A 24911-nucleotide genomic window follows, 5' to 3' on the forward strand; every position below is an offset into this window, starting at 1 on the left:
TTTACTTCAGTCGGCGTTGGCCTTCCTGACGGCAATAGGCGTCAGCCTCGGGGACAGACATCTTTGTGGCTGGGAAGTCGATTGCGCGGTCCCAGGTCACACGATCCTGACGATAGAGCTGGCAGGTCACAACACCTTTAGGAGTCTGTACCTTGACCGGCGTCGTCTCAAGATCTTCGGGGCTGGGAACGCATGCGGATACTACAACCGCAATAGCCGGAAACAGAATGAGTGATTTCAGACGTGGTGCTTTCATTTTCTACTCTTGTATACTCGTCTTGTTGATCGATTGAAACGGCATAGGCGAGGGTGAGTGCCAGCAACCTGCCGCAAATCAAAAACACTGTGGTGGGTCCGTTTATTCAGAAAAACCTTAAGAATCAAGAAACCGCGCCAGATTAGTGGCGGGGTTTTGTGTATTGGAACGTGGCGTCGGTCTATTTCTCGGGGATCAGACCCCTTGGGCTGAATCTGAGAACAATCAACAGGATCAGGCCCATCGTGAACAGACGCATATGTGCGGCACTATCAATAAGATGTGACTTCAGCGCGCTGCCATCCGGTAAGCCTGCGGTGATCACACTCATCAACCACAAGCCAATCGGCTCGACCTGAACCCACAAGAACCAAATCAGGAACGCACCCAGAACGGCTCCGAAGTTGTTGCCCGAACCGCCAACGATCACCATGACCCAAACCAGGAAGGTAAAGCGCAACGGATTGTAGGTGCCCGGTGTCAGCTGTCCGTCCAGGGTGGTCATCATCGCGCCAGCGACGCCGCAAATGGCCGACCCTAATACGAAAATCTGCAAGTGGCGACGGGTGACGTCCTTGCCCATTGCTTCGGCTGCAATTTCATTGTCGCGGATTGCGCGCATCATGCGGCCCCACGGGCTTTTCAGCGCCATCTGCGCCATCCACAGCAGCGCCAGAAGAACCAGCATGAACAGCAGCGAATACCCAAGTTTCACCGAAAGGGTGGATGCAGTGACCGGATCCAGCCCCAGCCATTCGGCGCGGGCAAGAAAAGCCGGATCTTGCTGCAAGTCAACTTCATACCCGACAACCGGCGAGGGGCGCGGGATGCCATAGACGTTCTTCACGCCGCGGGCCAGCCAGTCCTCGTTCTTCATGACGGCGATGATAATCTCGGCGATACCCAGCGTGGCAATCGCCAGATAATCTGACCGCAGCCCAAGCGCGGTTTTGCCAATCAGCCATGCCGCCCCGGCAGCCAGCAGACCTCCGGCAGGCCAGGCCAGCAGAACGGGCAGGTTCAGTCCACCGATGTTACCGGCAATCGCCGGGTCAATGGCTTCAACTGCGGCAACATTGGGGTCGAACACGGCCCGGTAGAGGAAAAAGCCGACGATAAGGACAGTGATTATTGTCAGCGTCTGCACCCGGCCTTTGGGCATTCTTGTTGCCACCAGTACGGCTGCAACAACAGTGGCAGCCCCCAGTAGCAAGGACAGAACGATACCATAACCGCCTGCGCCCCAGGCACCCGGGGTAGGCGCTGTTGATACTAGCACCACGGCCAGACCGCCCAGCGCGACGAAGCCCATGACCCCCACGTTAAACAGGCCCGCAAAGCCCCATTGCAGGTTCACACCGATCGCCATGATGGCCGAGATCAGCCCCATGTTCAGGATCAGAACGGCGGTGTTCCAGCTTTGCGTGAAACCGGTCAGCAGAATGAGGCAGCCAACAGCTATGAAAAGCAGAGTGTTTTTGACAGATTCGGTCATACTGCTTTTCCCTTGAACAGGCCCGTGGGCTTAAACAGAAGCACAATCAGCAGGATGACAAAGCTGACAGCGAATTTGTAATCGGTGGACAGGAGCTGAACCAATCCGGACGGCTCCAGGTTTTCGGGGGCCACATAGGTCAGTACTTTTTTCCAGGCATAGGTGATCGTCACTTCGGAAAACGCGATGATGAACCCGCCTGCAATTGCGCCCAGTGGGTTACCAAGGCCACCCACGATGGCCGAAGCGAATATCGGAAGCAGAAGCTGGAAGTAGACGAAGGGTTTAAAGCTTTTGTCCAGCCCATAAAGAACACCCGCTGTGGTCGCCAAGGCGGCTACGATGATCCAGGTGATCATCACAACACGTTCAGGGTTGATACCGGACAAAAGTGCCAGATCCTCGTTGTCGGAATAGGCGCGCATCGATTTTCCGGTTCGTGTTTTGTTGAGGAACCAGAACAACAAGGCCACGGCAATAACGGCCACTATCAGGGTGATCCCTTGCGAGGTCTTGATGGCCAGACCCTCCTGAAGGCCCGTGATGGACTTGAAGTCCCGCGCGGATATCAAGAATCTTGCACCGTCCGAGAACTTTTGATCATCCGGCCCGATGATAAAGCGCACCAGACCGTTCATGATGAACATTACACCCATTGAAACGATCACAAGGATAACCGGCTTGGCCTTTTGTTCGCGGTAAAAGCGGTAGACCAGTCTGTCTGTAACCAACACCAGCATGATGCAGCCAAGGATAGCAAAGGGCAGGGCGAGCAGGGCAGTTGGCAACGGCCCAAAGCTGACACCAGCGGCCTGTAAGCCCCAGGTGACAAGCACAGCGATCATCGCCCCAAAGGCCATGGTGTCACCATGGGCAAAGTTCGAAAACCGCAGGATGCCGTAGATCAGGGTCACGCCAAGCGCCCCCAATGCCAACTGACTGCCATAGGCAATCGCAGGCACGATGACAAAGTTGGCAAGCGCAACAAGCGCGTTGAGTAAGTCCATTATTTCTTCTCACTGTCCGGGTGCGACCTTATGGCATAACGGTCTGCGCGGGCACAATGTTTTGCACGCGGTTTATCGTCATATTTTCCTGCTGGTAGCGAAAATACCCTAGAAAAACTTTCAAGAAGGACGGACTTTCCACATCAAGCCCGGCTCAGTCACGCACCGGTCAATTCCGGTGCGTGGTCGAGATGGTCGGAAGGGGGCTCAGGCGTTTGTTTCAGTACAAGCGCCGCGATCAGTCCCCGCGTTGGGGCCTTTGACCGAAAGATCAAAGGTCATGTCGTCATAGTTCACGACAAAAGTCATGACCTCATCGCCCTGGATATAGACAAACGTTATGTTGCCAACGCCTTTGAAGACCATCGCGTCGCCAGAAACACTTGCGGTTTCGATGATGCCCTTGTCTCCTTCCGACGCCCGTTTGAGGCGCACTTCACTGCCGTCACGGTCTGAGACGCAGACAAAGTGGCGTTCTTCCGCAATTGCAGCGGTCGTGCACAAAGTGGCGACGGCCACCCATATCCATTTTTTCATTTTTGGGTCCTGAATAGAGTTTTTCATTCAGAAGGTTCGCTTGATTTCTCGGAATCAGATTTGTTTGTCCGGGAAACCGTTTCCTTCACAGCGCCGGGCGCTAAACGCACAATGTGACCGGATTGCAGCCGACGCGTGGAAATCTTGGGATGGCGGAATAATTTGAGCGTGGGCGAAACACATGCTCAGTCTTAGCCCGTTGGCTCAAAAAACAACGGGAAGAGTGAGGAAGCCCATTAATTGGGCACCTGACAAGCGCCACGATAAGAAGCCACAGACGGTATGCCGCTCGTAAGTTTCACGTGAACACTAATTCGTCCGTTATCTGACAACATGACGTTCCAGTTCTCAAATTCATCCAAAGGCGGTTGACCCTTCAGCAAAACCAAAACTACGTTCTGTTGGTTTTCCAGAGCAATCTTTGCGCCCGTTAAAACGAACTTTTCATGACCAGCAAACGCGAACATGCCATACGGTTTTTGATCGTTAGTATCTTCCGCCTTAAGAGGCTGAAATGCGAAGCTCAGGAGTCTTTGCAATACCCCTTGCGTTGTTTGCAGTCATTGAAATCATCGCCACCGCAATCAAGAGGTGGGTTGCAATCGTGTTTTGCGATACAGTGCATCTCGACACCGTTCGCCTTCAAACGCAGAATTTCTGCGAACCCGTTTCCGGGCACAAAAAAGAAGGTGGAAACCGCAAGGAATTTGGCAAGGTACTTCATTCTCACCCGCCCAAGAAACTCTTCCGCACTTCCGGATCAGCCAGCAATTCCTTACCTGTCCCGGTATAGGCATTTCGACCTTGAACCAGAACATATCCTTTGTCAGCGATTTCAAGTGCTTGGCGGGCGTTTTGTTCAACCATCAGGATCGGCAGGCCAGTGCGTGCGACCTCGATGATGCGGTCAAAAAGCTCATCCATAACGATGGGTGAGACACCTGCGGTGGGCTCGTCCAGCATCAGGACCTTGGGTTGCGTCATCAGCGCGCGACCCACGGCAACCTGCTGGCGCTGACCGCCAGAAAGCTCACCGGCGGGCTGGTTGCGTTTGTCGCGCAGGATCGGGAACAGGTCATAGACCTGCTCCATCGTGTCCGAGAAATCGTCGCGCCGAATGAAGGCACCCATTTCCAGATTTTCCTCGACAGTCATCGAGGTGAAAATGTTCGACGTCTGAGGAACAAAGCCCATACCGCGGATCACGCGGTCTTGTGGGGTGAGGCTGGTGATATCCTCGCCATCCAGACGCACTGAGCCGGCGCGCACATCCAGCATCCCAAACACGGCTTTCATCGCCGTTGACTTGCCCGCACCGTTGGGGCCGACGATAACGGCGATCTCACCCTTATCCACGGCAATGGTACAGTCGTGCAGGATATCCGGGCCTTTGCCATAGCCGCCAGTCATGGTGTCACCGATCAGAAACGGGCCGCCTTCAACGCGGTGTGTTGCACCGCTTTTACGACGGGCAGGCGTCATTGTACCGATACCTTGCGTGTTGGTAATTGATGCGTCCTTGTTGCCCTTGTCGTCCTGATAGGGGTTGTCGCTCATGCCAGCGGTCATGTCTGGGCCTCCAGCTTGTCTTTGTTTTTGAGGCCGGTGCCAAGATAGGCTTCGATAACGTGCTCGTTTGCCTTGATCTCATCCAGAGTGCCCTCGGCCAAAACCTTGCCTTCGGCCATGCAGATGACCGGGTCGCAGATCTTGCCGATGAAATCCATGTCGTGCTCGATAACGACGAACGTATAACCACGCTCTTTGTTCAGGCGCAAGATCGTATCAGCGATGGTCATCAGCAGGGTGCGGTTCACGCCAGCTCCGACCTCGTCCAGAAATACGATCTTGGCGTCCACCATCATGGTGCGTCCAAGTTCCAGAAGTTTCTTTTGACCGCCCGATACCTGACCGGCCTTGTGATCGGCCAGATGTTCGATGGTCAGGAATTCCAGCACCTCGTCTGCCTTGGCTTTCAGCGCGCGCTCTTCATCAGCGATGCGCTTGCGCCCGAACCAGGTATTCCACAGCGCCTCACCGGATTGCGCACCGGGCACCATCATCAGGTTTTCGCGGCAGGTCATCGACGAGAATTCATGCGCGATCTGGAACGTGCGCAGCAAACCCTTGTGAAACAGCTCATGCGGGGGCAGGCCGGTGATATCTTCACCATCCATGACCACCTTGCCGCTGGTCGGAGGCAGAACACCGGCGATCACGTTGAAAAGAGTGGTTTTTCCGGCCCCGTTGGGCCCGATCAGGCCGGTGATCGACCCTTTTTGGATTTCCAGCGACGCCCCATCCACCGCGTGAAATCCGCCGAAATGCTTATGCACGTCCTCGACGACGATCATGGTATCCCCTTGCCTTGTCCCCGTGAAACGAGGTGCAGCCTTTTGTCATTGAAACAGCCCGGACACAAGGCCCGGGCTGTCTGATTTTATGGCTTGATATGCGGGATCAACGGAAGTTGACGGTCTTGTTTTCGCCGTCGGTCACTTCGATCTCGCGGTACGATCCTGCGCTTTCGCCGGGGCCGATCAACTCGACACCGGACGCGCCGACATAATCGATGTCTTGACCGGCGGCCAGCAGTTCCAGACCTTTGGCCAGTTCACCCGGATAAATCTTTTCACCCGGTGCGTTGGCGACGTCCATTACTTTGCCCGCGTAATCTGCCGGGTTGGTCGAACCGGCGGCTTGCATGGCGAACATGAACAGCGCTGCCGCGTCATAAGATTCGGGCGAATAGGGCGACGAGCCGTCAAACCCGGCTGCTTCGGCCAGTGCAAAGTACTTTTCTGCACCTTCACCACCGGACCCGGCGATCTGACCGAACGAGCCGTTCAGGTCGGGGCCGACATTTGCGGGCAGCGAGTCACCGATCATGCCGCCGGGCAGACCAAAGGTGTCAAACGCACCGCTGTCCAGCGACGACTGGATGATGCCCAGACCACCCTGGTCCAGATAACCTGCGACAACCAGAATGTCGCCACCGGCCGAGGCCAGCGCGCCAACTTCAGCCGAATAGTCGGCCTTGCCGTCTTCGTGCGCCGTAACGATGGTCACTTCGCCGCCAACCGCTTCGAAGGACGTCTGGATCGCATCGGCCAGACCTTTGCCATAGTCGTTGTTGGTATAGGTCAGCGCGATCGAGTTGATGCCGCGATCCTTGAGGATATCAGCCATAACTTGACCTTCGCGCGCATCCGACGGCGCGGTGCGGAAGAACAGGCCATTGTCCTCCATGGTTGACAGGCCGGGCGAGGTCGCCGAAGGCGAGATCATGACCATGCCGTTAGGAATGGCAACGTTTTGCAGAATCGCGCCGGTTACACCCGAACAGTCGCCGCCGATGATGCCTGCAACGCCGTCAGCGATCATACGCTCGCCGTTCGAGGTGGACAGACCGTTGTCGATACAGCCGGTATCGGCACGTACACCAGCCACGCTGGCACCGTTCATGAACTTGCCGGATTCGTTGACTTCGGCGATTGCCAGCTCGGCACCCGATCCCATAGCGGGGGCCAGCGATTCAATCGGGCCGGTAAAGCCGATCAAAATCCCCAGTTTGACATCTTCGGCCATGGCTGCGCCGGCCAGCAATGTTGTTGCTGCAGTTGCAGTAAGCAGCTTTTTCATATGGTTACTCCCAGTTGTGAACGTATTCGTTCTGGCGACGACCCTAGGCAAGCTGTTCGGAAAAGAAAAGTCCTAACGCAAACGTGTTTTTTTCGTTTGAAATTCTATCTGTTTTGTTGGGACTCACCCCTGATTGTCACCGAAAGGGACCAGAATGCTCAGAACGGCGATGATTCTCTCTTTCTCACTGTGCGCCTTGAGTGCCGCGGCCCAGACGCTGTCGGTTTCAGCCGGGATGGTCCAACTGGAAGAAATGGTTGGCGGGTTGGAGACCCCATGGGCGGTTGGCATTTTACCCGATGAAAGCTTCCTCGTCACGGAACGGGATGGAAGGTTGCTGTATGTTCGAAATAGACAAGTGGAGGATGTTTCAGGCGTTCCAAAGGTCGCGACTTTGGGGCAAGGCGGATTGTTGGACGTCACGATCTCACGCGATTTCAATCAAAGTCGAGAGGTCTTACTGACTTTTGCAAAACCGCAAGGCGACGGTGCAGGAACTGCTGTTGCGGTTGCGCGTCTGTCCGAGACTGGCAAAAACCTTCAGAACCTTCGAGTAATTTTCGAGGCATCGCCAGGTGGTACAGGTGGTCGCCATTTTGGCAGCCGTGTGGTCGAAGCGCTGGACGGTACATTGTTCGTGACCTTGGGCGACCGGGGACAGGCGGAGAATGCACAGGATCGGTCCAATCCCATGGGCTCGGTCATTCGCATCAATCGCGATGGGACAGTTCCGGCGGATAACCCCTTTGTCGGGCAATCGAATATCGAACCCGAAATATGGTCTTACGGCCATCGAAATCCGCAGGGCGCGGATTTGGACGCGCTTGGCCGACTTTGGATCTCGGAACACGGGGCGCGGGGTGGCGATGAAATCAACCAACCCCGTGCAGGGCGGAATTATGGTTGGCCGGTTATTTCATATGGCACGCATTATTCGGGTGAAAAAATCGGCGACGGTACAGCTAAAGATGGGCTGGAACAGCCAGTTTACTACTGGGATCCTTCCATAGCGCCATCCGGTCTGCTGGTTTATTCCGGCAAGCTATGGCCGCAATGGAAGGGTGATATCTTCGTAGGGTCGTTGAAATTTGACTATATCGCACGGCTTCAGGGCGATCCAATGCGTGAGGCCGAACAGATCAGAAGCCCTGAAACCGAGCGCGTCCGCGATATCGTCGAAGCGCCAGACGGGTCGATCTGGTTTATCTCGGTTGGGCAGGGGGCCGTCTACAGAATGGCCCCGGCAAAGTGACCTTACACCGATAGCCGCCCGCTTTGCGCACCGCGCTCGCGATAGGGCGTGGTGTTGTAATGTGCGCGGTAGCATTTCGAGAAATGGCTGGGCGAGGCAAAGCCGCATGCCAGGGCTACGTTGATGACGCTCATATCCGTTTGCATCAGCAGGTTCCGCGCTTTGTGCAAGCGAAGTTCCATATAGTACCGCTTGGGCGAGCGGCTGAGATAGCGCCGGAACAGACGCTCAAGCTGGCGAGTCGACATACCGACTTCCTTGGCCAGAATCGAAGGAGAGATCGGCTCTTCGATGTTCTTTTCCATCATGAGAATGACCTGACTCAGCTTGGGGTGCCGGACCCCAATCCGCGTCGGTGTCGACAGACGTTGCGTATCCTGATCTGTCCGGATTGACGAATAAATCATCTGGTCCGCCACCGCATTTGCCAAGTCTTCGCCAAAATCGTCTGCAATCAACTTGAGCATCAGATCGATAGACGAGGTCCCCCCTGCCGTTGTCATACGACCGCCATCAATCTGAAAGACAGCTTTCGTCAACTCGACCTCATCGAATTCTTCGATGAAACTGTCTGAGTTTTCCCAATGTATCGTCGCCCGCTTGTTGTCCAGCAGACCGGCCTTGGCCAAGGTATAAGCAGCCGTGCACAGACCGCCGATGCGCAATCCGCGACGTGCCTCGCGTCGCAACCAGTTCAGAATGCGTTTGGTGGTGGCAGACTGTACGTCAACGCCTCCGCAAATCAGAACGACATCGTCGCGCTGCAACTCCTCAAGATCACGGTCCAGCTTGAATTCGGTCCCGGCCGAACATGAAATCGAGTTCCCGCCTTCACCGGAAAGTGTCCATGTATAAAGCTGTTTGTCCGCCATGCGATTTGCGATGCGCAGACTGTCGAGCGCTGACGCAAAAGACAGCAGCGAAAAATTGTCCAACAGGACAAAAACGAAATGGCGGGGCGTGGCCCCAGCATTTTCGATCGTGACTGCTTGGCGTTGCACTTGCATGACAAAATGTCCTTAATTCTGCGCAGGAAAACCTGGTATCCCGCAGCGTATTTGGCAGTCACCATGATCAAAGCTTGTTTGCGGCGTCAAGAGGCGCAAATGGGATATGGTCACTCTTCATTGCTTTTTGTATAGAGGCGACCTGAACACTTCAGCGGAGATCAAAGCTATGACCGAATGGCAAAAATCGAACTGGCGCAACAAGCCCCGGGTTCAGATGCCAGACTACACCGACGCGGCCGCATTGGCCAAGGTCGAGGCCCAGCTTTCGCAGTATCCCCCGCTAGTCTTTGCCGGTGAGGCGCGGCGCCTCAAGCAACATCTTGGTGCCGCCGGTCGCGGCGAGGCCTTCCTTCTGCAAGGCGGGGATTGCGCTGAAAGCTTTGAACAATTCAGCGCCGATGCGATCCGTGACACCTTCAAGGTGATGCTGCAAATGGCGATGGTTCTTACCTATGGTGCCAAGGTGCCGGTGGTTAAAGTCGGTCGTATGGCCGGCCAATTTGCAAAGCCACGCAGCGCCCCGACCGAGGTTGTGGATGGTGTCGAGCTACCCAGCTACCGCGGTGACATCATCAACGAACTGGCGTTCACGCCCGAAGCGCGGATTCCGAATCCCGAAAAGATGTTGCAGGCCTACACGCAGGCGGCGGCCACGTTGAACCTGCTGCGTGCCTTCTCAACTGGTGGCTTCGCCGACATGAGCCGCGTCCATTCGTGGACTCTGGGCTTTACCGACGAACAGGATGTTCAGAAGTACTCTGAGGTGGCAGATCGCATTCAGGACACCATCGACTTCATGGAAGCGGCCGGTATCACGGCAGACACGACACACGAATTCTCGACTGTTGAATTCTACACCAGTCACGAAGGTCTGTTGCTGGAGTACGAAGAGGCGCTGACCCGTCTGGATTCGACCTCGGGCAACTGGCTGGCCGGGTCTGGTCACATGATCTGGATCGGCGACCGTACGCGACAGCCTGATGGTGCACATGTCGAGTTCTGTCGTGGCGTTCTGAACCCGATTGGGTTGAAATGTGGTCCGACGACGACGGCAGAAGACCTCAAGGTTCTCATGTCGAAGCTGAACCCCGAAAATGAAGAGGGCCGCCTGACTCTGATCGCGCGCTTTGGCGCGGGCAAGGCGGGTGAACACCTTCCGCGTCTGGTCAAGGCCGTGAAGGAAGAAGGCGCCAAGGTCACTTGGGTCTGCGACCCGATGCACGGCAACACCATCAAATCGGCCACGGGCTACAAAACCCGTCCGTTCGATTCTGTCCTGCGTGAGGTACGCGATTTCTTTGGCGTGCATCAGTCTGAGGGCACGATCCCCGGCGGTGTCCATTTCGAGATGACCGGTCTCGACGTTACCGAATGCACCGGTGGTGTGCGGGCCGTGACCGAAGAGGATCTGTCGGATCGCTACCACACCGCCTGCGACCCGCGCCTGAACGCGTCTCAGTCGCTGGAACTGGCGTTCCTTGTGGCGGAAGAACTGACCAACCTGCGCCGCAACGGGTCAAAACGCGCCGCAAGTTAAGCGTTCGAAAAGAAAGAAAAACAGCGGGCCATCGGTCCGCTGTTTTTTGTTCCGGGTGTTCAGACTGGTTCAGTCATCGCGCGACACGACCAGACGAAGGTGTTTGGTCGCGCGTTTGAAATCCGTTTGGTCTTCGGCTAAACCGTCAACGGTTTTAGGCGCAGCAGGAACCGGTGCCTGAATTTCCGAAAACGATTTGATCCGCGTATCCGTAATCGAAAATCTGCGTGGGGTTTTACCAATCGCTCCATCCGCGACCATGACCCCCAGAACCCGGCTGACGTCGCCCAGATCACTTTTGAGCGGCAAAAGGATCATGCAGGCCTGCATCCGGGTACGCCCCAGTATCCCGCTCGAATCCAGACCCAGTTCGGCAACGGCGGGTGCTGCAAATACCTGCTCCAGAACGTCCTTAATCCTGGCGCGGTCATCAGGCTGAAAAAAGGCCGTCACAGGCATGCCACGAACCTCCATCCCCGCAAGCCCGTTCAGGTGACTTCCGGCAAGGCGAAACCGAGCCAGACCAGGGGCGATCCGTTCAAGAATGAAAGTATATTCGAGTATGTTTTCCAGCCCGCGCGGGTCAACCTGGGACCGCATCGGAACACCGTCACCTCTCAGCAATGCAGTCCAATACGCTTCGGCCTGGCGGATCGGCGTAAGGCTGCGCCCACTGTCAAAGCGATCCATTGCGACGATCTTTCCAAATTCTGACCCGGAACCAGTCCCGAAAAAGGTTTTCATTTTTTCACCCTTACGTCAATTGGCCGCCATTTTCATAAAATGCAACACAACCGGAGCATTTGTGGCCTGCAAGCCATTACCAGGGGTAGTTTGACTCGGGTTTATTCAATTTTGGAGCAATTCTTTAACGAATGGTTAACTTACCCCAAACAAATGCGGCCTCAGCCAACTCTTGCTCTGTACCGGTCAATCGCATTAGGTGCGGCAAACATCCAAAAGGGTGAGGCCACAGGAAAGGACAGTCATGATCAGATCCATGACCGGGTTTGCCTCGGGGAAGGGTGAATACGGACCGCATAGCTGGACGTGGGAGTTGCGCAGTGTCAACGGTAAAGGCCTTGATATGCGCCTGCGTGTCCCTGAATGGCTGACCGGGCTTGAGGTGGCCCTTCGGGCCACGCTGTCAAAATCCCTGAGCCGTGGGAATGTGACCCTTTCAATGCGTCTGAATCGTGAGGACTCTGCCTCGGAACTGGCATTGAACGAGGTCGCTATGGCCGCTGCTCTGAGTGCGTTGGAACAAACACACAAGATGGCAGCTGCGCGCGGCATCGCTCTGGAACCGGCGCGCGCCTCGGACCTTTTGGCACTGAAGCGCATGTTGGATGCAACCGCAGATGCGGATGATCCCGCTCCGCTGGTGGCGCGCCTGACCGAAGATTTCAACGACCTGTTGGCCGCTTTTGTCGATATGCGCCGGGCCGAAGGTGAGGCTTTGGCGGCCGTGCTGAACACTCAGCTGGATCAGGTTGCGGCGCTGACAGCGCAGGCAGCCGATCTGGCCGTGCAACGCAAGGACAAGATGGCCGCGGCACTTCGGGACAATCTGGCGGACGTACTGGACAATGCGCAGGGCGCGGACCCGGATCGCGTCGCGCAGGAACTGGCTTTGATCGCGGTCAAAGCCGACATTACCGAAGAGATCGACCGCCTGTCTGCACATGTGGCCGCAGCGCGAGAGTTGCTTGGGCAGGAAGGGGCTGTCGGACGCAAGCTTGATTTCCTGATGCAAGAGTTCAACCGCGAAACCAACACGCTGTGTTCCAAGGCTCAGAGTACGGATCTGACGGCTGTCGGGCTGGAATTGAAGGCGGTGATCGATCAGATGCGCGAACAAGTGCAAAACGTGGAATAATGATGGGAACGACTGATATGGCGGATCGCCGAGGCCTTTTAATCATCCTGTCTTCCCCGTCCGGGGCAGGCAAATCCACCCTGGCAAAGCGGCTGATGGATTGGGACAAGGACCTTGAGTTTTCGGTCTCGGCCACAACCCGTGCCCCGCGTCCGGGGGAAGAACATGGGCGGGATTACTATTTTCTTTCTGAAGACGAGTTTAAGCAGAAGGTCGCCGATGGCCAGATGTTGGAACATGCGCATGTCTTCGGTAATTTCTATGGCTCACCCGCTGATCCGGTGCGTAGTTCGATCCACGCGGGTAAGGACGTGCTGTTCGACGTGGACTGGCAAGGCGAGGTTCAGATCCGCAACTCGGATCTGGGTAAGCATGCGTTGTCGATCTTCATCTTGCCGCCATCGATCCCTGAACTGCGCCGCCGTCTGGAATCGCGTGGACAAGATAGCGATGAAGTTATCGCACGGCGGATGCTCAAAAGCTGGGACGAGATCAGCCACTGGGGCTATTACGATTATGTCCTGATCAATGACGATCTTGAGGCGACCGAAAAGAAGCTGAAGACCATCGTCAGCGCCGAACGGATGCGCCGTATTCAACAGCCAAATCTGCAACAGCACGTGCGCAAACTTCAAAACGAATTCGAGGGGCTGTCATGACGATCTACGCGTTAGGCGAGCACATGCCCGAAATTCACGAGGACACGTGGGTTGCGCCCGATGCCAACCTAATCGGCAAGGTCGTGCTGGAACAGGGCGCCTCGGTTTGGTTCGGCTGCACGATACGCGCAGATCACGAGGAAATCCGCGTTGGTGCAGGCAGCAACGTTCAGGAAAACTGCGTCATGCATATCGATGCCGGGTATCCTTTGTCGATCGGTTCGAATTGCACCATCGGACACAAAGTGATGCTGCACGGGTGTACGATCGGAGAAAATACTCTGATCGGAATGGGCGCGATTGTTCTGAATGGTGCCCGGATCGGCCGGAATTGCCTGATCGGGGCAGGGGCCCTGATCACGGAAGGCAAGGAGATTCCGGATAATTCCCTTGTGATGGGGGCTCCGGGCAAAGTGGTACGCCAGCTGGACGAGGTCGCAGCAAAACGGATTACCCTAAGCGCGCTGCACTATCAGGAAAACATGCGCAGGTTTCGTGACACCCTGAGAGCTGCTCAATAAGGCGCGTGGATTGATCGGGGTTTGAAGCATGTCAGATGACCTTCTTGATGGATTTGTCCAGGCCATCCCTATGCCCGCGCTGATGGTGGATCAGACCGAACGGATCGTTGCCGCCAATACGGATGCGAAAACCCTTTTGGGGCAGAATATCGTGGGGCGGCATTTTGCGACCATCCTGCGGCAGCCACAGGTTCTTGAAGCAATTGAACAAAGCCTTCAATCGAAGGGAACCAAGACGGCGCGTCATCTTTCCAATGATGGTGCACAGGACACAACATTTGATGTGCAATGCCGGTATTTGAACGGGGTCGGAGCCGTGTCGGGCGGGGCCGTTCTGACCACTTTTCAAGATGTCACGCATCTGGAACAGGCAAGTCAGATGCGCCGCGACTTTGTTGCCAATGTCAGTCACGAATTGCGGACGCCTTTGACGGCACTGATGGGCTTCATTGAAACCTTGCGTGGCCCTGCACGCAACGATCCGGCTGCGCGTGACCGGTTCCTGCAAATCATGGCTGATGAAGCCAACAGGATGAACCGGCTGGTCGGCGATCTTTTGTCCCTGAACCGCGTGGAAAGCGAAGAAAGAGTACGCCCAAATCAACAGCTGGAGCTGACAGGGCTGCTGCAATCCACGCTGAACTCGTTGCGCCCTCTGGCGGAAGAGGCGGGTGTGACGCTGACGCTTGACGCACAGGACGGCCCACTTTCCGTGACCGGAGACAGCGATCAGTTACGGCAGGTATTCACCAACCTGATCGAAAACGGAATCAAATACGGTGCCAGCGGTGGCAGCGTCACAGTCAGCGTTCTGTCATCAGAGCGTGACGCGGCGATGCGTGGACCTGGGGTGCGGGTGAAGGTCATCGACAAGGGGCCAGGAATTGATTCCGTGCATCTGCCACGTCTGACCGAGCGATTCTATCGCGCCGACAATCACAGATCCCGGCAGTTGGGTGGAACGGGGCTGGGGCTGGCCATCGTCAAGCACATCGTCAATCGCCACCGCGGACGGTTGCGCGTGGAAAGTGAGTTGGGAAAAGGGTCCGTCTTTACGGTCATCTTACCACGGTAGCCCTTCCCACATTACCGCCCTTCAAAACCTGTCTCGTTACGATTTTTTGACCCGAAATCTCCGGATAATCGAAGGTTGTCATAAAAGCGTTACACACTTGTCACAAAAGGCTTACGCATGGCCCCTAGGGGTGCACGCAGGATCATCATGGGGGTGATCAATCATACCTTTTCAAGGAGACTGAAATGTCCTTTGTAAAACTGTCGGCTTCTGCGCTGGCAATCGCCACCGTCTCGGCAACTACCGCTGCTGCCCGTGACAACGTTCAGGTTGCCGGTTCGTCGACCGTTCTTCCATATGCCTCGATCGTCGCGGAACTGTTTGGTGAGAACACCGACTTCCCGACCCCGGTTGTTGAATCCGGCGGTTCGTCAGCTGGTCTGAAGCGTTTCTGTGAGGGTGTTGGTGAAAACACCATCGACATTGCAAACGCATCACGCGCGATCCGTGAAAAAGAAATCAAAGCCTGCGCCGAAAACGGTGTGACTGACATCATGGAAGTCCGCATCGGTTATGATGGTATCGTTTTTGCAAGCCAGCAGACCGGTCCTGCCTTCACCGCTTTTGAACCTACCGACATCTTTAACGCTTTGGGCGCAAAAGTTTTGAAAGACGGCGAAGTGGTTGATAATCCTTACACCACTTGGGCCGAATTCAACTCTGAACTGCCTGATGTAGAAATCGCGGGCTTTATTCCGGGCACCAAACACGGCACCCGTGAAGTGTTCGAAGAAAAAGTTCTGTTGATCGGTTGTGAAGCGACCGGCGCGCTGGAAGCCATGATTGCTGGCGGTATGAGCGAAGACGACGCAGAAGATGCATGTCTGGCCGTTCGTACCGACGGGAAAGCGGTCGACATCGATGGTGACTACACCGAAACGCTGGCGCGTATCGACACCAACCCCAATGGCATCGGCATCTTCGGCCTGGCGTTCTACGAGAACAACACCGACAAGCTGAAAGTGGCCACCATGTCGGGTATCGCTCCTTCGACCGAAACCATCTCGACCGGTGAATATCCGGTTTCGCGCCCGCTGTTCTTCTACGTGAAGAAAGCCCATATCGGCGTGATTCCCGGCCTGAAAGAATACGCCCAGTTCTTTACCCACGACGAAATCGCAGGTGCTTCGGGTCCTCTAGCAAATTATGGTCTGGTTGCGGACCCTGAGCTGGCAAAGACTCAGGATGCAATCGCCAACGAAGTAACCATGGGTTCGGGCAGCTAATCCGGCCTTTGGTTCGAAATACCGGGGGCGGCATTCCTGTCGCCCCCACATCTTTCAGCTTTCCCGGCCAAGACCAAATGGGGGTTTCATGCCGATAGTATGGCTTGTTCTGATCGTGCTAGCGATTGCTTCAGTCGGTTACGTGTTGGGGCGCTCACGCGCCCTGCAAAGCTCCAAAGGAGATATCCGGGCTTTGCACTCGCTGCCGTCGTATTATGGCGCAAATGTCGCTCTCAAGACGATCGTTCCCGCATTTGGCCTTATGATCCTCTGGTTGCTGGTACAACCGCTTTACGTGAACTCTCAGGTTTCTGAAACGATCTCGGGTTCTGCCATCCAAGACGGCGCGTCCCTAAATCTGGTCATGGCCGAGGTCCGTCGCACCGCGTACGGTCTGGACAACGCGGTTGCCGCCGGGCAGATACCCGAGGAACTGGCGCGCAACGCGCGCGCGGATGTAATCGACATGACCCAGCGTCTGAAGGATGCCGGGCAGGTGGTGACGTCGGATATCACGCAACCTGTGCTGCGCGCGGCGCAAAGCTATCGGATCATGAATGCGACCGGCTATTCGATCATGACAGTCGCCGTCATACTGACGGCACTCGCCGGTGCTGCGGTCAGCTGGCTTCAAACCCACGCGGAATACCGCGCGCGCAATGTGGTCGAGCAGGGCGTGCGGACCCTGTTGCTGGCAGCCGCGTCCATCGCAATTCTGACTACTGTCGGGATCGTCCTGTCCCTGGTTTTCAACACTTGGGAATTCTTCAAACTCTACCCTGCTACCGATTTCTTTTTCGGCACGACTTGGGCCCCCAGTTTTTCGGGGCGCGGCGGGTCGTCTGAACTTGGCATTCTTCCCCTGCTGTGGGGGACATTCTATATCTCGCTCGTTGCCCTTCTGGTGGCTGTCCCGATCGGGCTGTTCGCCGCGATTTACCTCAGCGAATACGCGTCACCCCGCGTCCGCGCCGTAGCAAAACCGCTGCTCGAGATACTGGCAGGTATCCCGACCATCGTTTACGGCCTTTTTGCGCTGCTTACCGTTGGTCCGCTTTTGCTTGGACTGTTCGGGGATGACGGTCTTGGCTGGATGAAGGCTGGCACGGCAGTCATGACCGCTGGGTTGGTCATGGGCATAATGCTGATCCCGTTTGTGTCCTCGTTGTCGGATGACATCATCAACGCGGTACCGCAGGCTCTGCGCGACGGTTCTTACGGATTGGGTGCAACGCTGTCCGAAACCATCCGTCAGGTTGTTCTGCCAGCGGCGCTTCCGGGTATCGTGGGGGCGATCCTGCTGGCCGCATCGCGCGCCATAGGTGAGACAATGATCGTGGTCCTTGGGGCAGGGGCCGCAGCGCGGCTGAGCCTGAACCCGTTTGAAGCCATGACGACCGTCACCGCAAAAATCGTGAGCCAGCTGACCGGAGACGCGGATTTCGCATCGCCCGAAGCGCTTGTAGCCTTTGCACTGGGCATGACCCTTTTCACCCTCACGCTTGGGCTGAACATCTTTGCCCTCTACATCGTGCGCAAGTATCGGGAGCAATACGAATGACCGACGCCAGCATGCAAAGCCCTGAAACAGGTCATCGCTCAGTCTCGCTGACTGCAGGGGATGCACATACCAAAAAACGTGCAAATGCAGAGAAACGATTTCGGGCATACGGGATTGTCGCTATTGCAACGGGCCTGTTCTTCCTGATCGTTCTGTTCGCCTCGATCCTGTCGCAAGGTATTCCGGCCTTTCAGCGCACTGTTGTCAGCGTGGATTTCACCTTGTCCGCTGCGCAGCGAGACGAGGCGGAAAGTACGTTGTTCAAGACCAAGGCCTATTCCAACCTGTTCATCGCTCAGCTGAGCAAGGAACTGGAGGACCAAGGGATCAGCGTTGATTTCGACGAAGCGGCCATCGAACGTCTTCTTGGTAAAATCGGCGGTACAATCCGAACTTACTATGCCGACAACCCCGGCAAGCTGGGTGATCCGGTCAAGTTTGATCTGGCCGCCTCCAGCCGGGTCGACGGGTATTTCAAAGGCCGCGTGTCCCGTGACACCTTGCAGGACAGCCGGTTTCTACAGCTAAGCGATCTGGATCTGGTTGATGCGCTGGAACAGGCGGGCATCATCAAGCAGGCCTTCAACTGGCCGTTCATCACCGGCGCGGATTCAGGCGTTGACAACCCGGGCGGTGCGGGCATCGGGGCCTCGGTCATTGGGTCGTTTTTCATGATGCTGGTGGTTCTGGGCCTGTCTTTGCCCATTGGTGTGGCAGCGTCGATTTATCTTGAAGAGTTCGCCCCGCAGAACAGGTTCACCGACCTGATTGAAGTGAACATCTCGAACCTTGCCGCCGTTCCGTCGATTGTGTTCGGTATTCTGGGTCTGGCCGTGTTCATCCAGTTCATGCACCTGCCACAATCGGCACCGCTGGTTGGCGGTCTGGTTCTGACCCTCATGACACTTCCGACGATCATCATCTCGACTCGCGCCTCGCTAAAAGCGGTTCCGCCATCGATCCGCGACGCGGCGCTGGGGGTAGGGGCCTCGAAAATGCAGGCGGTGTTCCACCACGTGCTGCCCTTGGCCGCGCCCGGCATTCTGACCGGTACCATCATCGGTCTGGCACAAGCTTTGGGTGAAACCGCACCGTTGCTGCTGATCGGCATGGTAGGTTTTGTGGCGCGGGGATATCCCGACGGGTTCCTTGCCGGCTTTACCGAGCCGAACTCGGCAATGCCCGCCCAGATTTACACTTGGGCCGCACGCGCTGATGTCGGGTTTTACGAAAAGGCCTGGGGCGGCATCATCATCCTTTTGATGTTCCTGCTGACCATGAATATCATCGCTATCATCCTGCGCCGCCGCTTTGAACGCCGCTGGTAATTGGGGGCAATAATGAACGACATGACACGAGTGGAGAGAACCGTGGACTCCAAAGAAATCAAGATCAACGCGAAGAAGGTTCAGGTTTACTACGGTGATACCCACGCCATCAAGGACGTGAGTGTTGAGATCGAAGACAAGACCGTCACGGCCTTTATCGGCCCTTCGGGTTGTGGAAAATCGACCTTCCTGCGGTGTCTGAACCGGATGAACGACACCATCGATATCTGCCGAGTCGAAGGTGATATCCTGCTGGACGGTGAAGACATTTATGACAAGCGGGTCGACCCCGTTCAGTTGCGTGCCAAAGTGGGCATGGTGTTCCAAAAACCGAACCCGTTCCCCAAGTCGATCTACGACAACGTGGCCTACGGTCCGCGCATCCACGGCTTGGCGAAGAACAAGGCGGAACTGGATGAGATCGTTGAGAAATCCCTGCGTCGAGGCGCGATTTGGGATGAGGTCAAGGACCGTCTGGATGCGCCCGGCACGGGCCTTTCAGGGGGGCAGCAGCAGCGTCTGTGTATCGCGCGCGCCGTGGCAACCGAACCGGAAGTCCTGTTGATGGACGAGCCGTGCTCGGCGCTGGACCCGATTGCAACCGCACAGGTCGAAGAGTTGATCGACGAATTGCGTTCCCGATATTCGGTTGTGATCGTCACCCATTCGATGCAGCAGGCCGCGCGCGTCAGTCAGAAAACGGCCTTCTTCCACCTGGGTAATCTGGTGGAATTTGGTGAAACCGGTCAGATTTTTACCAACCCGGTCGATCCGCGCACGGAAAGCTACATTACAGGCCGTATCGGCTAAACACAGGTATCAAACAATGAGCGAACAACATATTGCATCTGCTTTTGACCGCGACCTCGAAACAATCCAGGCGCATATCATGAAGATGGGCGGTCTGGTTGAGGCCGCTATCATGAGCGCGGCGCGCTCTCTAGAAAGCCGTGACGTTGAGCTGGCCCAGGATGTGCGGCAAGGTGACAAGGCCATCGACGCCTTGGAAGATCTGATTGATGAGGAAACCGCGCGTCTGATTGCCTTGCGCGCGCCCACGGCCAGTGACCTGCGTTTGGTTCTTTCGGTCCTGAAGGTATCCGGCAACCTCGAGCGGATTGGTGATTATGCGAAGAACATCGCCAAGCGTACGACCGTTCTTGCCAATGCGGGCGAGATCAGCGGTAGCGCCGCTGCCTTGCGCCGCATGGCGCGCGAGGTCGAACGTATGCTGCGCGACGCGCTGGACGCATATATTCAGCGCGACGCGGAATTGGCCACCGACGTCATCAACCGCGATGAAGAGGTCGACCAGATGTATAACGGCCTGTTCCGCGAACTCCTGACCTTCATGGCCGAGGATCCGCGCAATATTTCCGCCTGTATGCACCTGCATTTCATCGCCAAGAACATCGAACGTATGGGCGACCATGTAACCTCGATTGCCGAGCAGGTGGTGTATCTGGTCACAGGCGATCGCCCGACCGAGGCTCGGCCCAAGGCCGACATAACGTCGCAAACAGCGTAGGAGACGCTTCAGATGTCCGCAGATCAACCGACAGTATTGGTGGTCGAGGATGAGTTGGCCCAACGCGAGGTGCTGGCCTACAACCTTGAAGCCGAGGGTTTTCGCGTCTCAAAAGCGGCCAACGGTGACGAAGCTATGTTGCTGGTCGACGAAGACTGCCCGGATATCATCGTTCTGGACTGGATGATGCCCAATCTCAGCGGGATTGAGGTTTGCCGCCGACTCAAAAGCCGTCCGGACACACGTTCTATCCCGATAATCATGCTGTCGGCCAGATCAGAAGAGGTAGACAAGGTTCGCGGGCTTGAAACCGGTGCCGACGATTACGTGGTCAAGCCATATTCGATCGTCGAACTGATGGCGCGTGTTCGAACACAACTGCGCCGCGTTCGACCGGCAACTGTTGGCTTGCGACTGCAATATGACGACATCATTCTGGATTCGGAAACCCACAAGGTCAGCCGCGACAGCAAGCCCTTGAAACTGGGCCCAACCGAGTTCCGGCTTCTCAGCACGTTCATGGAAAAGCCGGGCAGGGTCTGGAGCCGTGAACAATTGCTGGATCGGGTCTGGGGACGCGACATCTATGTCGATACGCGTACGGTTGATGTTCATATTGGACGCTTGCGCAAAGCCTTGACGCAACATGGCGGGGTTGATCCTGTTCGCACAGTCCGCGGTGCTGGTTACGCATTGGGATAACACGCATCAGACTTGTTTTGGTCGAATTTGTTTGATCACTGATTGCGGTTGTATCTGAGTAATTCTCCGCCGTGTCATTGTTGCAACCAAGTAGAAATGTCACTGGTTCTGCAAAGCAGAAGTGTCACCGGAGGGCGGGACGGGAGCAAGGCTTTGCAGCCCGGAGACCTCACATATCGCAGGGCTGAAAAGCCTTGCGGGGGTCAGGTCACAGACCGAGCTTTCGGCGTTCTTTCTTGCTGTAAAACGCTTTGATGCCTTCTTCGCGCACAAGCTCTTCGAAGGCGCGCCAGGCGAGGCCATCGCCAAAGAAGGGTGGGTTATCGGAAATCGTCAACGTGCCGAACTGGTTCTCCACGGACAGGATCCAGCCGGGATCGATGCTGGTCTTGTAGATCTCAACGTCGAAATGATGCCCGTCGATGACAACGGATTGCGTGTAATCGGAGAATATAATCTCTGGGTCGTCTTCGGCATCCATGACGCCAATCTTGGGGCTATTCCGCCGCCTGCACAATCGTCTTTTTGGCGTGTGATCCGGAGGGGCGGCCGGGCTTTCTGTCTCGCGGCCTATAGCCCATCTTCTCGGAGTTTGTCCTGACCGGATATTTGGGTGGCGCCTTGTCCTGGATGTCCTTGATATGCGCCAGCACCGCGCCGAGGCGTTTGTTCTCGGTGATCGCGGCATGGGTCACGCGCTGGTCCATGTCGAAGATGCTATAGGGTAGGGGCCGGCCTTTCCAGCGCACCTCGAACCGGCCATCCACATAAGCGTAGGTGTCCACATATTTGCCTACCAGCCCGCGCGTGATGTCATTCTCTTCCAGCATGATGCGCTTGCGATCATAGGAGAATGTCAGCTGCTTGCCGACATAGCGGTTCTCACGCCAGCACAGCACATCCGCAAGCCGATCCGGTTCGACATTGAGAGCGCGGTGCAGGTTGTCGGACTTGGCTGGGGTCCTTGCGAACTTGGCGTTATAACGTTCCTTGAACCCTTGCAGATAGTCGTTTCCGGCCGCCATGTCCGAGATACCGGCGAGCCTCAGCTCCTTCACCAAACGATCCTGCAACGTACGGTTCGCACGTTCAACACGCCCCTTGGCCTGCGAGGAATTGGCGCAGAGAATCTCGATGTTCAACTCGTTTAACGCCCGGCCGAACTGGGTCATGCGCGCGCCGCCCTTGGCATCTTCCTTGGCCACACGAAACACCGTGTGTTTGTCGCTGTAAAACGCCACCGGGCGACCATGCTGAACCAGGTAGCCCTTGAGCGCTTCGAAATAGCTGAACGTGCTCTCGGATTTGACGAACCGCAGTTCCATGAGCGTGCTAGTCGCATCGTCGATGAAGACGAGAAGGGTGCAGGGATCGCCCCGATCCTCAAACCAACGATGATCCGAACCGTCGATCTGGATGAGCTCGCCAAAACATTCCCGCCGCAGCCGCGGTTGATGAAACGTTCGACGCTGCTTGCGCGACAGCCAGAGGCCATCTTCCTGCATCCATTTGCGAACCGTCTCGCGTGAAACCCTGAACCCGTGATGCTCGGCCAGCATCTCGGCTGCCAAGGTCGGCCCGAAATCCGCATAGCTCTCCCGGATCAGGCTCAGAGCATAGTCGCGCTTAGCTTTGTGGATGCGGTTGTTCGGAGGTTTGCCGCGCGCCTTGTGCCGTATCGCTGACGCGCCGTCTCGACGATACCGCTTCAACAGCCGGAAAATCTGGCGCCGCGTCAGATCCAACAGATTCGCCGCGTTATCAACCGTCAGCCGACCATCATCGACTTGCGCCAACACTTCCACACGATTCAACTCGCGTTCGCTCATCATCACCCATCCCATGCCAGCTCGTCCTCTTCTTGTTTTGAGGGCAGAGTGACACTTCTGCTTTGCTTACGGGTGACATTTTAGCTTTGCGGCTACAAGAAGAAGCTTCATAACAGATGTTATGTTAAAAGGTCCGAGTTTTAGGCCCTTTTATTTTGGATTGGGATCAAATGGTTTTTCCGACAGCCTGACGCAGCATCCAGACCATGCGCACAAACCTGAGCCGGATCAGAGTTGCAATACCGCGCAGGGTTTCACCCGTCGAACTGAGTTTCCTGCTGGTCAGAATTTTGGGCGTATGCACCACGGCACTGGCGGGCATGGCTAATCCGCGGATTGCCCATCGCAGGCGCGCGGTGGGCCCCGTTCCGTTCAACTGATAGCCTTCCTGTGTCGTCCGTCGCCATTTTGCCTTGAGGGCGGGCCAGTCTTGGCGGGACGGATGGCTGACCCGGAACCCATCGTCGTAAATCAGGCTATAGCCTCGGGCGACCGCACGCATGGTCCATTCCCGATCTTCCGATACGCCGTTGATAAAGCCCCCAATTGTGTCGAAGACATCACGCCGGGTCAGCAGATTGCCGGCGCCGGAAAACCCCTGAACCTCAATATATCTGCGGAAATTAAAGGCAAAAACGGCCTCGAACGCCTCAGCCCCGCTGCGCGGCGGTGGGGTTTCATCAAAGACGTCGACCCGACCTCCGATCAAATCAGCCTGATCTGCAATCTGACGACCGACTGTCAGCCAATCCGGCGAGGGTACGCAATCCGCGTCAATAAAAAAGAGCCGAGAGGCCGTGGTTTCAGAAACGCCGCGATTGCGCGCGTGGGCTGCGCCTTTTTGGGTTTCCACTAAAAAGCGTACTTCGGGAAAGGCTTTCCGTATTTCCTGCAACGAAACCGGCGAGTTATTGTCGATTACGACGATTTCGGTCCTTGTCAGGTCATTCTCTTTGAGCGCCAGCAGGCATCGTTCCAACCGCGGCAAGTCGTTGTAATGAGGGATAATGACCGCATCCTTCGGCCTTGCGTCAGTAGGAGCCGTACTCATAGCCGAAAGTTCCGCTGATATAGCGACATTTGTTCAGGACAATCCCCATGACATTTGTAAGTTCCGCCAATTGGCGCTCTGCGATGTCGACATGGTCGATGCTGGTTTCTTCGGCAGCGGCCAGAAGCAAAGCGCAATCGACATTCCTGAGAAACCCGTGGCTGTCGTCGCTTGCCATCAGCGGCGGCGTATCAAAGAGGATAATATCGGGTTTGTATTCCGCCTCGAGCCGGTCCAGAAACTTGAGCGTCTGACGATTTTGCAGAACTTCTGCCGGGTTGCGCGTCGACGTGTAATTCAGCCCGAAAATCACATTGTCACCGTGCCGCAGAGCGTGTTCGTGAAATGGCACTTTGCCCTGAATGACATCGGCCATGCTATGATTGCCGGATTGTTTGAGTATTTCGGCCAGCCCTCTGCGTCGCATGTCGAAATCGATTACGATCGTACGCAGATCTTCCTGTCGTCCCAGGCTGAAGGCCAGATTGGCTGCGGTCGTACTTTTACCGCATCCGCTGTAAGGAGAGGTCAACGCCACCCGGCGCCAGCCGTTGGTGTGAGTTTGCTGCAGCATCTTGGTCCGCAACATGTCATAGGGCGTTGCGTCAGGGCCGCCACGATATGATACCAGACGCTTGTTGGATATGAGGTGCGGTTCGATGCTGATCTCAGGTACGGTCAACCAGATATCTTCATCAGGCGCACCGTCTTCCTGAACATGGCGCTGATCTTCGCGCGGCACCGCCGGTTCCGGTGGGCGGCTGTTGCGTTCCTCACGGGCTTTTTGAATCGCCTGTTGAAGACGGTCCATTATAC

General features: G+C 56.2%; 25 protein-coding genes. 12 read left to right on the forward strand and 13 right to left on the reverse strand.

The genetic code is table 11. From position 1 onward, the window contains the following. Window position 1: 1 nt before the first annotated feature. From ACR0JI_RS02805 to ACR0JI_RS02835, 7 genes are all read right to left on the reverse strand, one after another. Entirely contained in the window at window positions 2-256 is a 255-nt protein-coding gene (locus ACR0JI_RS02805) for a hypothetical protein (RefSeq protein WP_480493141.1), read from the reverse strand. A gap of 181 nt (window positions 257-437) precedes the next feature. After that, window positions 438-1751: a branched-chain amino acid ABC transporter permease gene (locus ACR0JI_RS02810; protein WP_480493142.1), complete on the reverse strand. Its 1314-nt coding sequence runs from the start codon at window positions 1749-1751 to the stop codon at window positions 438-440. Next, on the reverse strand, window positions 1748-2758 hold the full coding sequence (locus ACR0JI_RS02815) for a branched-chain amino acid ABC transporter permease (RefSeq protein WP_480472795.1): 1011 nt from the start codon (window positions 2756-2758) through the stop codon (window positions 1748-1750). Before ACR0JI_RS02815 ends, ACR0JI_RS02810 begins: the two co-directional genes overlap by 4 nt. 207 nt (window positions 2759-2965) lie before the next feature. Continuing rightward, window positions 2966-3295: a hypothetical protein gene (locus ACR0JI_RS02820; protein WP_480472794.1), complete on the reverse strand. Its 330-nt coding sequence runs from the start codon at window positions 3293-3295 to the stop codon at window positions 2966-2968. A 726-nt stretch (window positions 3296-4021) separates the two neighbouring features. Further along, window positions 4022-4852, reverse strand: coding sequence for an ABC transporter ATP-binding protein (locus ACR0JI_RS02825; protein WP_480476739.1), 831 nt, complete (start codon window positions 4850-4852; stop codon window positions 4022-4024). A gap of 8 nt (window positions 4853-4860) precedes the next feature. Continuing rightward, window positions 4861-5649, reverse strand: coding sequence for an ABC transporter ATP-binding protein (locus tag ACR0JI_RS02830; protein ID WP_209596275.1), 789 nt, complete (start codon window positions 5647-5649; stop codon window positions 4861-4863). A 106-nt stretch (window positions 5650-5755) separates the two neighbouring features. Next, on the reverse strand, window positions 5756-6937 hold the full coding sequence (locus ACR0JI_RS02835; RefSeq protein ID WP_480472790.1) for an ABC transporter substrate-binding protein: 1182 nt from the start codon (window positions 6935-6937) through the stop codon (window positions 5756-5758). 154 nt (window positions 6938-7091) lie between these two features. On the opposite strand from ACR0JI_RS02835, the gene ACR0JI_RS02840 reads away from it, so the two are divergent. Then, the gene (locus tag ACR0JI_RS02840) at window positions 7092-8189 is read left to right on the forward strand and encodes a PQQ-dependent sugar dehydrogenase (RefSeq protein ID WP_480493143.1); all 1098 of its coding nucleotides are present in this window, start codon (window positions 7092-7094) and stop codon (window positions 8187-8189) included. Window positions 8190-8191: 2 nt separating this feature from the next. Here ACR0JI_RS02840 and ACR0JI_RS02845 read toward each other — a convergent pair whose 3' ends face one another. Beyond that, entirely contained in the window at window positions 8192-9196 is a 1005-nt protein-coding gene (locus tag ACR0JI_RS02845; protein WP_480493144.1) for a GlxA family transcriptional regulator, read from the reverse strand. Window positions 9197-9365: 169 nt separating this feature from the next. On the opposite strand from ACR0JI_RS02845, the gene ACR0JI_RS02850 reads away from it, so the two are divergent. Continuing rightward, window positions 9366-10736 carry a class II 3-deoxy-7-phosphoheptulonate synthase gene (locus ACR0JI_RS02850; protein WP_480493145.1) on the forward strand — a complete coding sequence of 457 codons (1371 nt, stop codon included), beginning with the start codon at window positions 9366-9368 and terminating at the stop codon, window positions 10734-10736. Between the two features lie 69 nt (window positions 10737-10805). Here ACR0JI_RS02850 and ACR0JI_RS02855 read toward each other — a convergent pair whose 3' ends face one another. Further along, window positions 10806-11480: a PAS domain-containing protein gene (locus ACR0JI_RS02855; RefSeq protein ID WP_480493146.1), complete on the reverse strand. Its 675-nt coding sequence runs from the start codon at window positions 11478-11480 to the stop codon at window positions 10806-10808. Between the two features lie 244 nt (window positions 11481-11724). Between ACR0JI_RS02855 and ACR0JI_RS02860 the strand changes: the two genes are divergently transcribed. The 10 genes from ACR0JI_RS02860 (at window position 11725) to phoB (ending at window position 21215) form a co-directional block, all read left to right on the forward strand. Then, on the forward strand, window positions 11725-12615 hold the full coding sequence (locus ACR0JI_RS02860) for a YicC/YloC family endoribonuclease (RefSeq protein WP_480493147.1): 891 nt from the start codon (window positions 11725-11727) through the stop codon (window positions 12613-12615). Window positions 12616-12632: 17 nt separating this feature from the next. Then, the gene (gmk, locus tag ACR0JI_RS02865) at window positions 12633-13274 is read left to right on the forward strand and encodes a guanylate kinase (RefSeq protein ID WP_480493148.1); all 642 of its coding nucleotides are present in this window, start codon (window positions 12633-12635) and stop codon (window positions 13272-13274) included. Then, window positions 13271-13795 carry a gamma carbonic anhydrase family protein gene (locus ACR0JI_RS02870; RefSeq protein ID WP_267365705.1) on the forward strand — a complete coding sequence of 175 codons (525 nt, stop codon included), beginning with the start codon at window positions 13271-13273 and terminating at the stop codon, window positions 13793-13795. The genes gmk and ACR0JI_RS02870 overlap by 4 nt, the downstream gene beginning before the upstream one ends. 28 nt (window positions 13796-13823) lie before the next feature. Further along, window positions 13824-14870, forward strand: coding sequence for an ATP-binding protein (locus ACR0JI_RS02875; protein ID WP_480493149.1), 1047 nt, complete (start codon window positions 13824-13826; stop codon window positions 14868-14870). Window positions 14871-15055: 185 nt separating this feature from the next. Further along, window positions 15056-16096: a substrate-binding domain-containing protein gene (locus ACR0JI_RS02880; protein ID WP_480493150.1), complete on the forward strand. Its 1041-nt coding sequence runs from the start codon at window positions 15056-15058 to the stop codon at window positions 16094-16096. 88 nt (window positions 16097-16184) lie between these two features. After that, the gene (gene pstC, locus ACR0JI_RS02885; protein ID WP_480493151.1) at window positions 16185-17657 is read left to right on the forward strand and encodes a phosphate ABC transporter permease subunit PstC; all 1473 of its coding nucleotides are present in this window, start codon (window positions 16185-16187) and stop codon (window positions 17655-17657) included. After that, window positions 17654-18985: a phosphate ABC transporter permease PstA gene (gene pstA / locus ACR0JI_RS02890; protein WP_480493152.1), complete on the forward strand. Its 1332-nt coding sequence runs from the start codon at window positions 17654-17656 to the stop codon at window positions 18983-18985. Before pstC ends, pstA begins: the two co-directional genes overlap by 4 nt. A 12-nt stretch (window positions 18986-18997) precedes the next feature. Then, window positions 18998-19795 (forward strand): phosphate ABC transporter ATP-binding protein PstB, encoded by a 798-nt coding sequence (gene pstB / locus ACR0JI_RS02895; protein WP_480472768.1) that lies wholly within the window; start codon window positions 18998-19000, stop codon window positions 19793-19795. Window positions 19796-19811: 16 nt separating this feature from the next. Further along, window positions 19812-20513, forward strand: coding sequence for a phosphate signaling complex protein PhoU (phoU, locus tag ACR0JI_RS02900; protein ID WP_480472766.1), 702 nt, complete (start codon window positions 19812-19814; stop codon window positions 20511-20513). A 12-nt stretch (window positions 20514-20525) separates the two neighbouring features. Continuing rightward, a complete protein-coding gene (gene phoB, locus ACR0JI_RS02905; RefSeq protein ID WP_480472764.1) occupies window positions 20526-21215 on the forward strand; it encodes a phosphate regulon transcriptional regulator PhoB in 690 nt (229 codons plus the stop codon). Between the two features lie 208 nt (window positions 21216-21423). Here the strand turns inward: phoB and ACR0JI_RS02910 are convergent, their stop codons facing one another. From ACR0JI_RS02910 to ACR0JI_RS02925, 4 genes are all read right to left on the reverse strand, one after another. Next, window positions 21424-21696, reverse strand: a complete 273-nt coding sequence (locus tag ACR0JI_RS02910) for a hypothetical protein (RefSeq protein WP_480496676.1) — start codon at window positions 21694-21696, stop codon at window positions 21424-21426. Window positions 21697-21712: 16 nt separating this feature from the next. Beyond that, window positions 21713-23059 (reverse strand): ISNCY family transposase, encoded by a 1347-nt coding sequence (locus ACR0JI_RS02915; RefSeq protein WP_480496678.1) that lies wholly within the window; start codon window positions 23057-23059, stop codon window positions 21713-21715. Window positions 23060-23210: 151 nt separating this feature from the next. Beyond that, complete coding sequence (locus ACR0JI_RS02920) at window positions 23211-24095, reverse strand: glycosyltransferase family 2 protein (RefSeq protein WP_480495585.1); 885 nt, start codon at window positions 24093-24095, stop codon at window positions 23211-23213. Next, complete coding sequence (locus ACR0JI_RS02925; protein ID WP_480495587.1) at window positions 24076-24906, reverse strand: CpsD/CapB family tyrosine-protein kinase; 831 nt, start codon at window positions 24904-24906, stop codon at window positions 24076-24078. The genes ACR0JI_RS02920 and ACR0JI_RS02925 overlap by 20 nt, the downstream gene beginning before the upstream one ends. Window positions 24907-24911 lie beyond the last annotated feature (5 nt).

It is taken from the genome of Ruegeria sp. N10 (genome assembly GCF_056531545.1).

Bases quoted from the DNA above. Each gene is read 5' to 3' on its own strand.
- ACR0JI_RS02805 (WP_480493141.1), bottom strand. From the start codon at position 256: ATGAAAGCACCACGTCTGAAATCACTCATTCTGTTTCCGGCTATTGCG.
- ACR0JI_RS02810 (WP_480493142.1), bottom strand. From the start codon at position 1,751: ATGACCGAATCTGTCAAAAACACTCTGCTTTTCATAGCTGTTGGCTGC.
- ACR0JI_RS02815 (WP_480472795.1), bottom strand. From the start codon at position 2,758: ATGGACTTACTCAACGCGCTTGTTGCGCTTGCCAACTTTGTCATCGTG.
- ACR0JI_RS02820 (WP_480472794.1), bottom strand. From the start codon at position 3,295: ATGAAAAAATGGATATGGGTGGCCGTCGCCACTTTGTGCACGACCGCT.
- ACR0JI_RS02825 (WP_480476739.1), bottom strand. From the start codon at position 4,852: ATGAGCGACAACCCCTATCAGGACGACAAGGGCAACAAGGACGCATCA.
- ACR0JI_RS02830 (WP_209596275.1), bottom strand. From the start codon at position 5,649: ATGATCGTCGTCGAGGACGTGCATAAGCATTTCGGCGGATTTCACGCG.
- ACR0JI_RS02835 (WP_480472790.1), bottom strand. From the start codon at position 6,937: ATGAAAAAGCTGCTTACTGCAACTGCAGCAACAACATTGCTGGCCGGC.
- ACR0JI_RS02840 (WP_480493143.1), top strand. From the start codon at position 7,092: ATGCTCAGAACGGCGATGATTCTCTCTTTCTCACTGTGCGCCTTGAGT.
- ACR0JI_RS02845 (WP_480493144.1), bottom strand. From the start codon at position 9,196: ATGCAAGTGCAACGCCAAGCAGTCACGATCGAAAATGCTGGGGCCACG.
- ACR0JI_RS02850 (WP_480493145.1), top strand. From the start codon at position 9,366: ATGACCGAATGGCAAAAATCGAACTGGCGCAACAAGCCCCGGGTTCAG.
- ACR0JI_RS02855 (WP_480493146.1), bottom strand. From the start codon at position 11,480: ATGAAAACCTTTTTCGGGACTGGTTCCGGGTCAGAATTTGGAAAGATC.
- ACR0JI_RS02860 (WP_480493147.1), top strand. From the start codon at position 11,725: ATGATCAGATCCATGACCGGGTTTGCCTCGGGGAAGGGTGAATACGGA.
- gmk (WP_480493148.1), top strand. From the start codon at position 12,633: ATGGCGGATCGCCGAGGCCTTTTAATCATCCTGTCTTCCCCGTCCGGG.
- ACR0JI_RS02870 (WP_267365705.1), top strand. From the start codon at position 13,271: ATGACGATCTACGCGTTAGGCGAGCACATGCCCGAAATTCACGAGGAC.
- ACR0JI_RS02875 (WP_480493149.1), top strand. From the start codon at position 13,824: ATGTCAGATGACCTTCTTGATGGATTTGTCCAGGCCATCCCTATGCCC.
- ACR0JI_RS02880 (WP_480493150.1), top strand. From the start codon at position 15,056: ATGTCCTTTGTAAAACTGTCGGCTTCTGCGCTGGCAATCGCCACCGTC.
- pstC (WP_480493151.1), top strand. From the start codon at position 16,185: ATGCCGATAGTATGGCTTGTTCTGATCGTGCTAGCGATTGCTTCAGTC.
- pstA (WP_480493152.1), top strand. From the start codon at position 17,654: ATGACCGACGCCAGCATGCAAAGCCCTGAAACAGGTCATCGCTCAGTC.
- pstB (WP_480472768.1), top strand. From the start codon at position 18,998: ATGAACGACATGACACGAGTGGAGAGAACCGTGGACTCCAAAGAAATC.
- phoU (WP_480472766.1), top strand. From the start codon at position 19,812: ATGAGCGAACAACATATTGCATCTGCTTTTGACCGCGACCTCGAAACA.
- phoB (WP_480472764.1), top strand. From the start codon at position 20,526: ATGTCCGCAGATCAACCGACAGTATTGGTGGTCGAGGATGAGTTGGCC.
- ACR0JI_RS02910 (WP_480496676.1), bottom strand. From the start codon at position 21,696: ATGGATGCCGAAGACGACCCAGAGATTATATTCTCCGATTACACGCAA.
- ACR0JI_RS02915 (WP_480496678.1), bottom strand. From the start codon at position 23,059: ATGGGATGGGTGATGATGAGCGAACGCGAGTTGAATCGTGTGGAAGTG.
- ACR0JI_RS02920 (WP_480495585.1), bottom strand. From the start codon at position 24,095: ATGAGTACGGCTCCTACTGACGCAAGGCCGAAGGATGCGGTCATTATC.
- ACR0JI_RS02925 (WP_480495587.1), bottom strand. From the start codon at position 24,906: ATGGACCGTCTTCAACAGGCGATTCAAAAAGCCCGTGAGGAACGCAAC.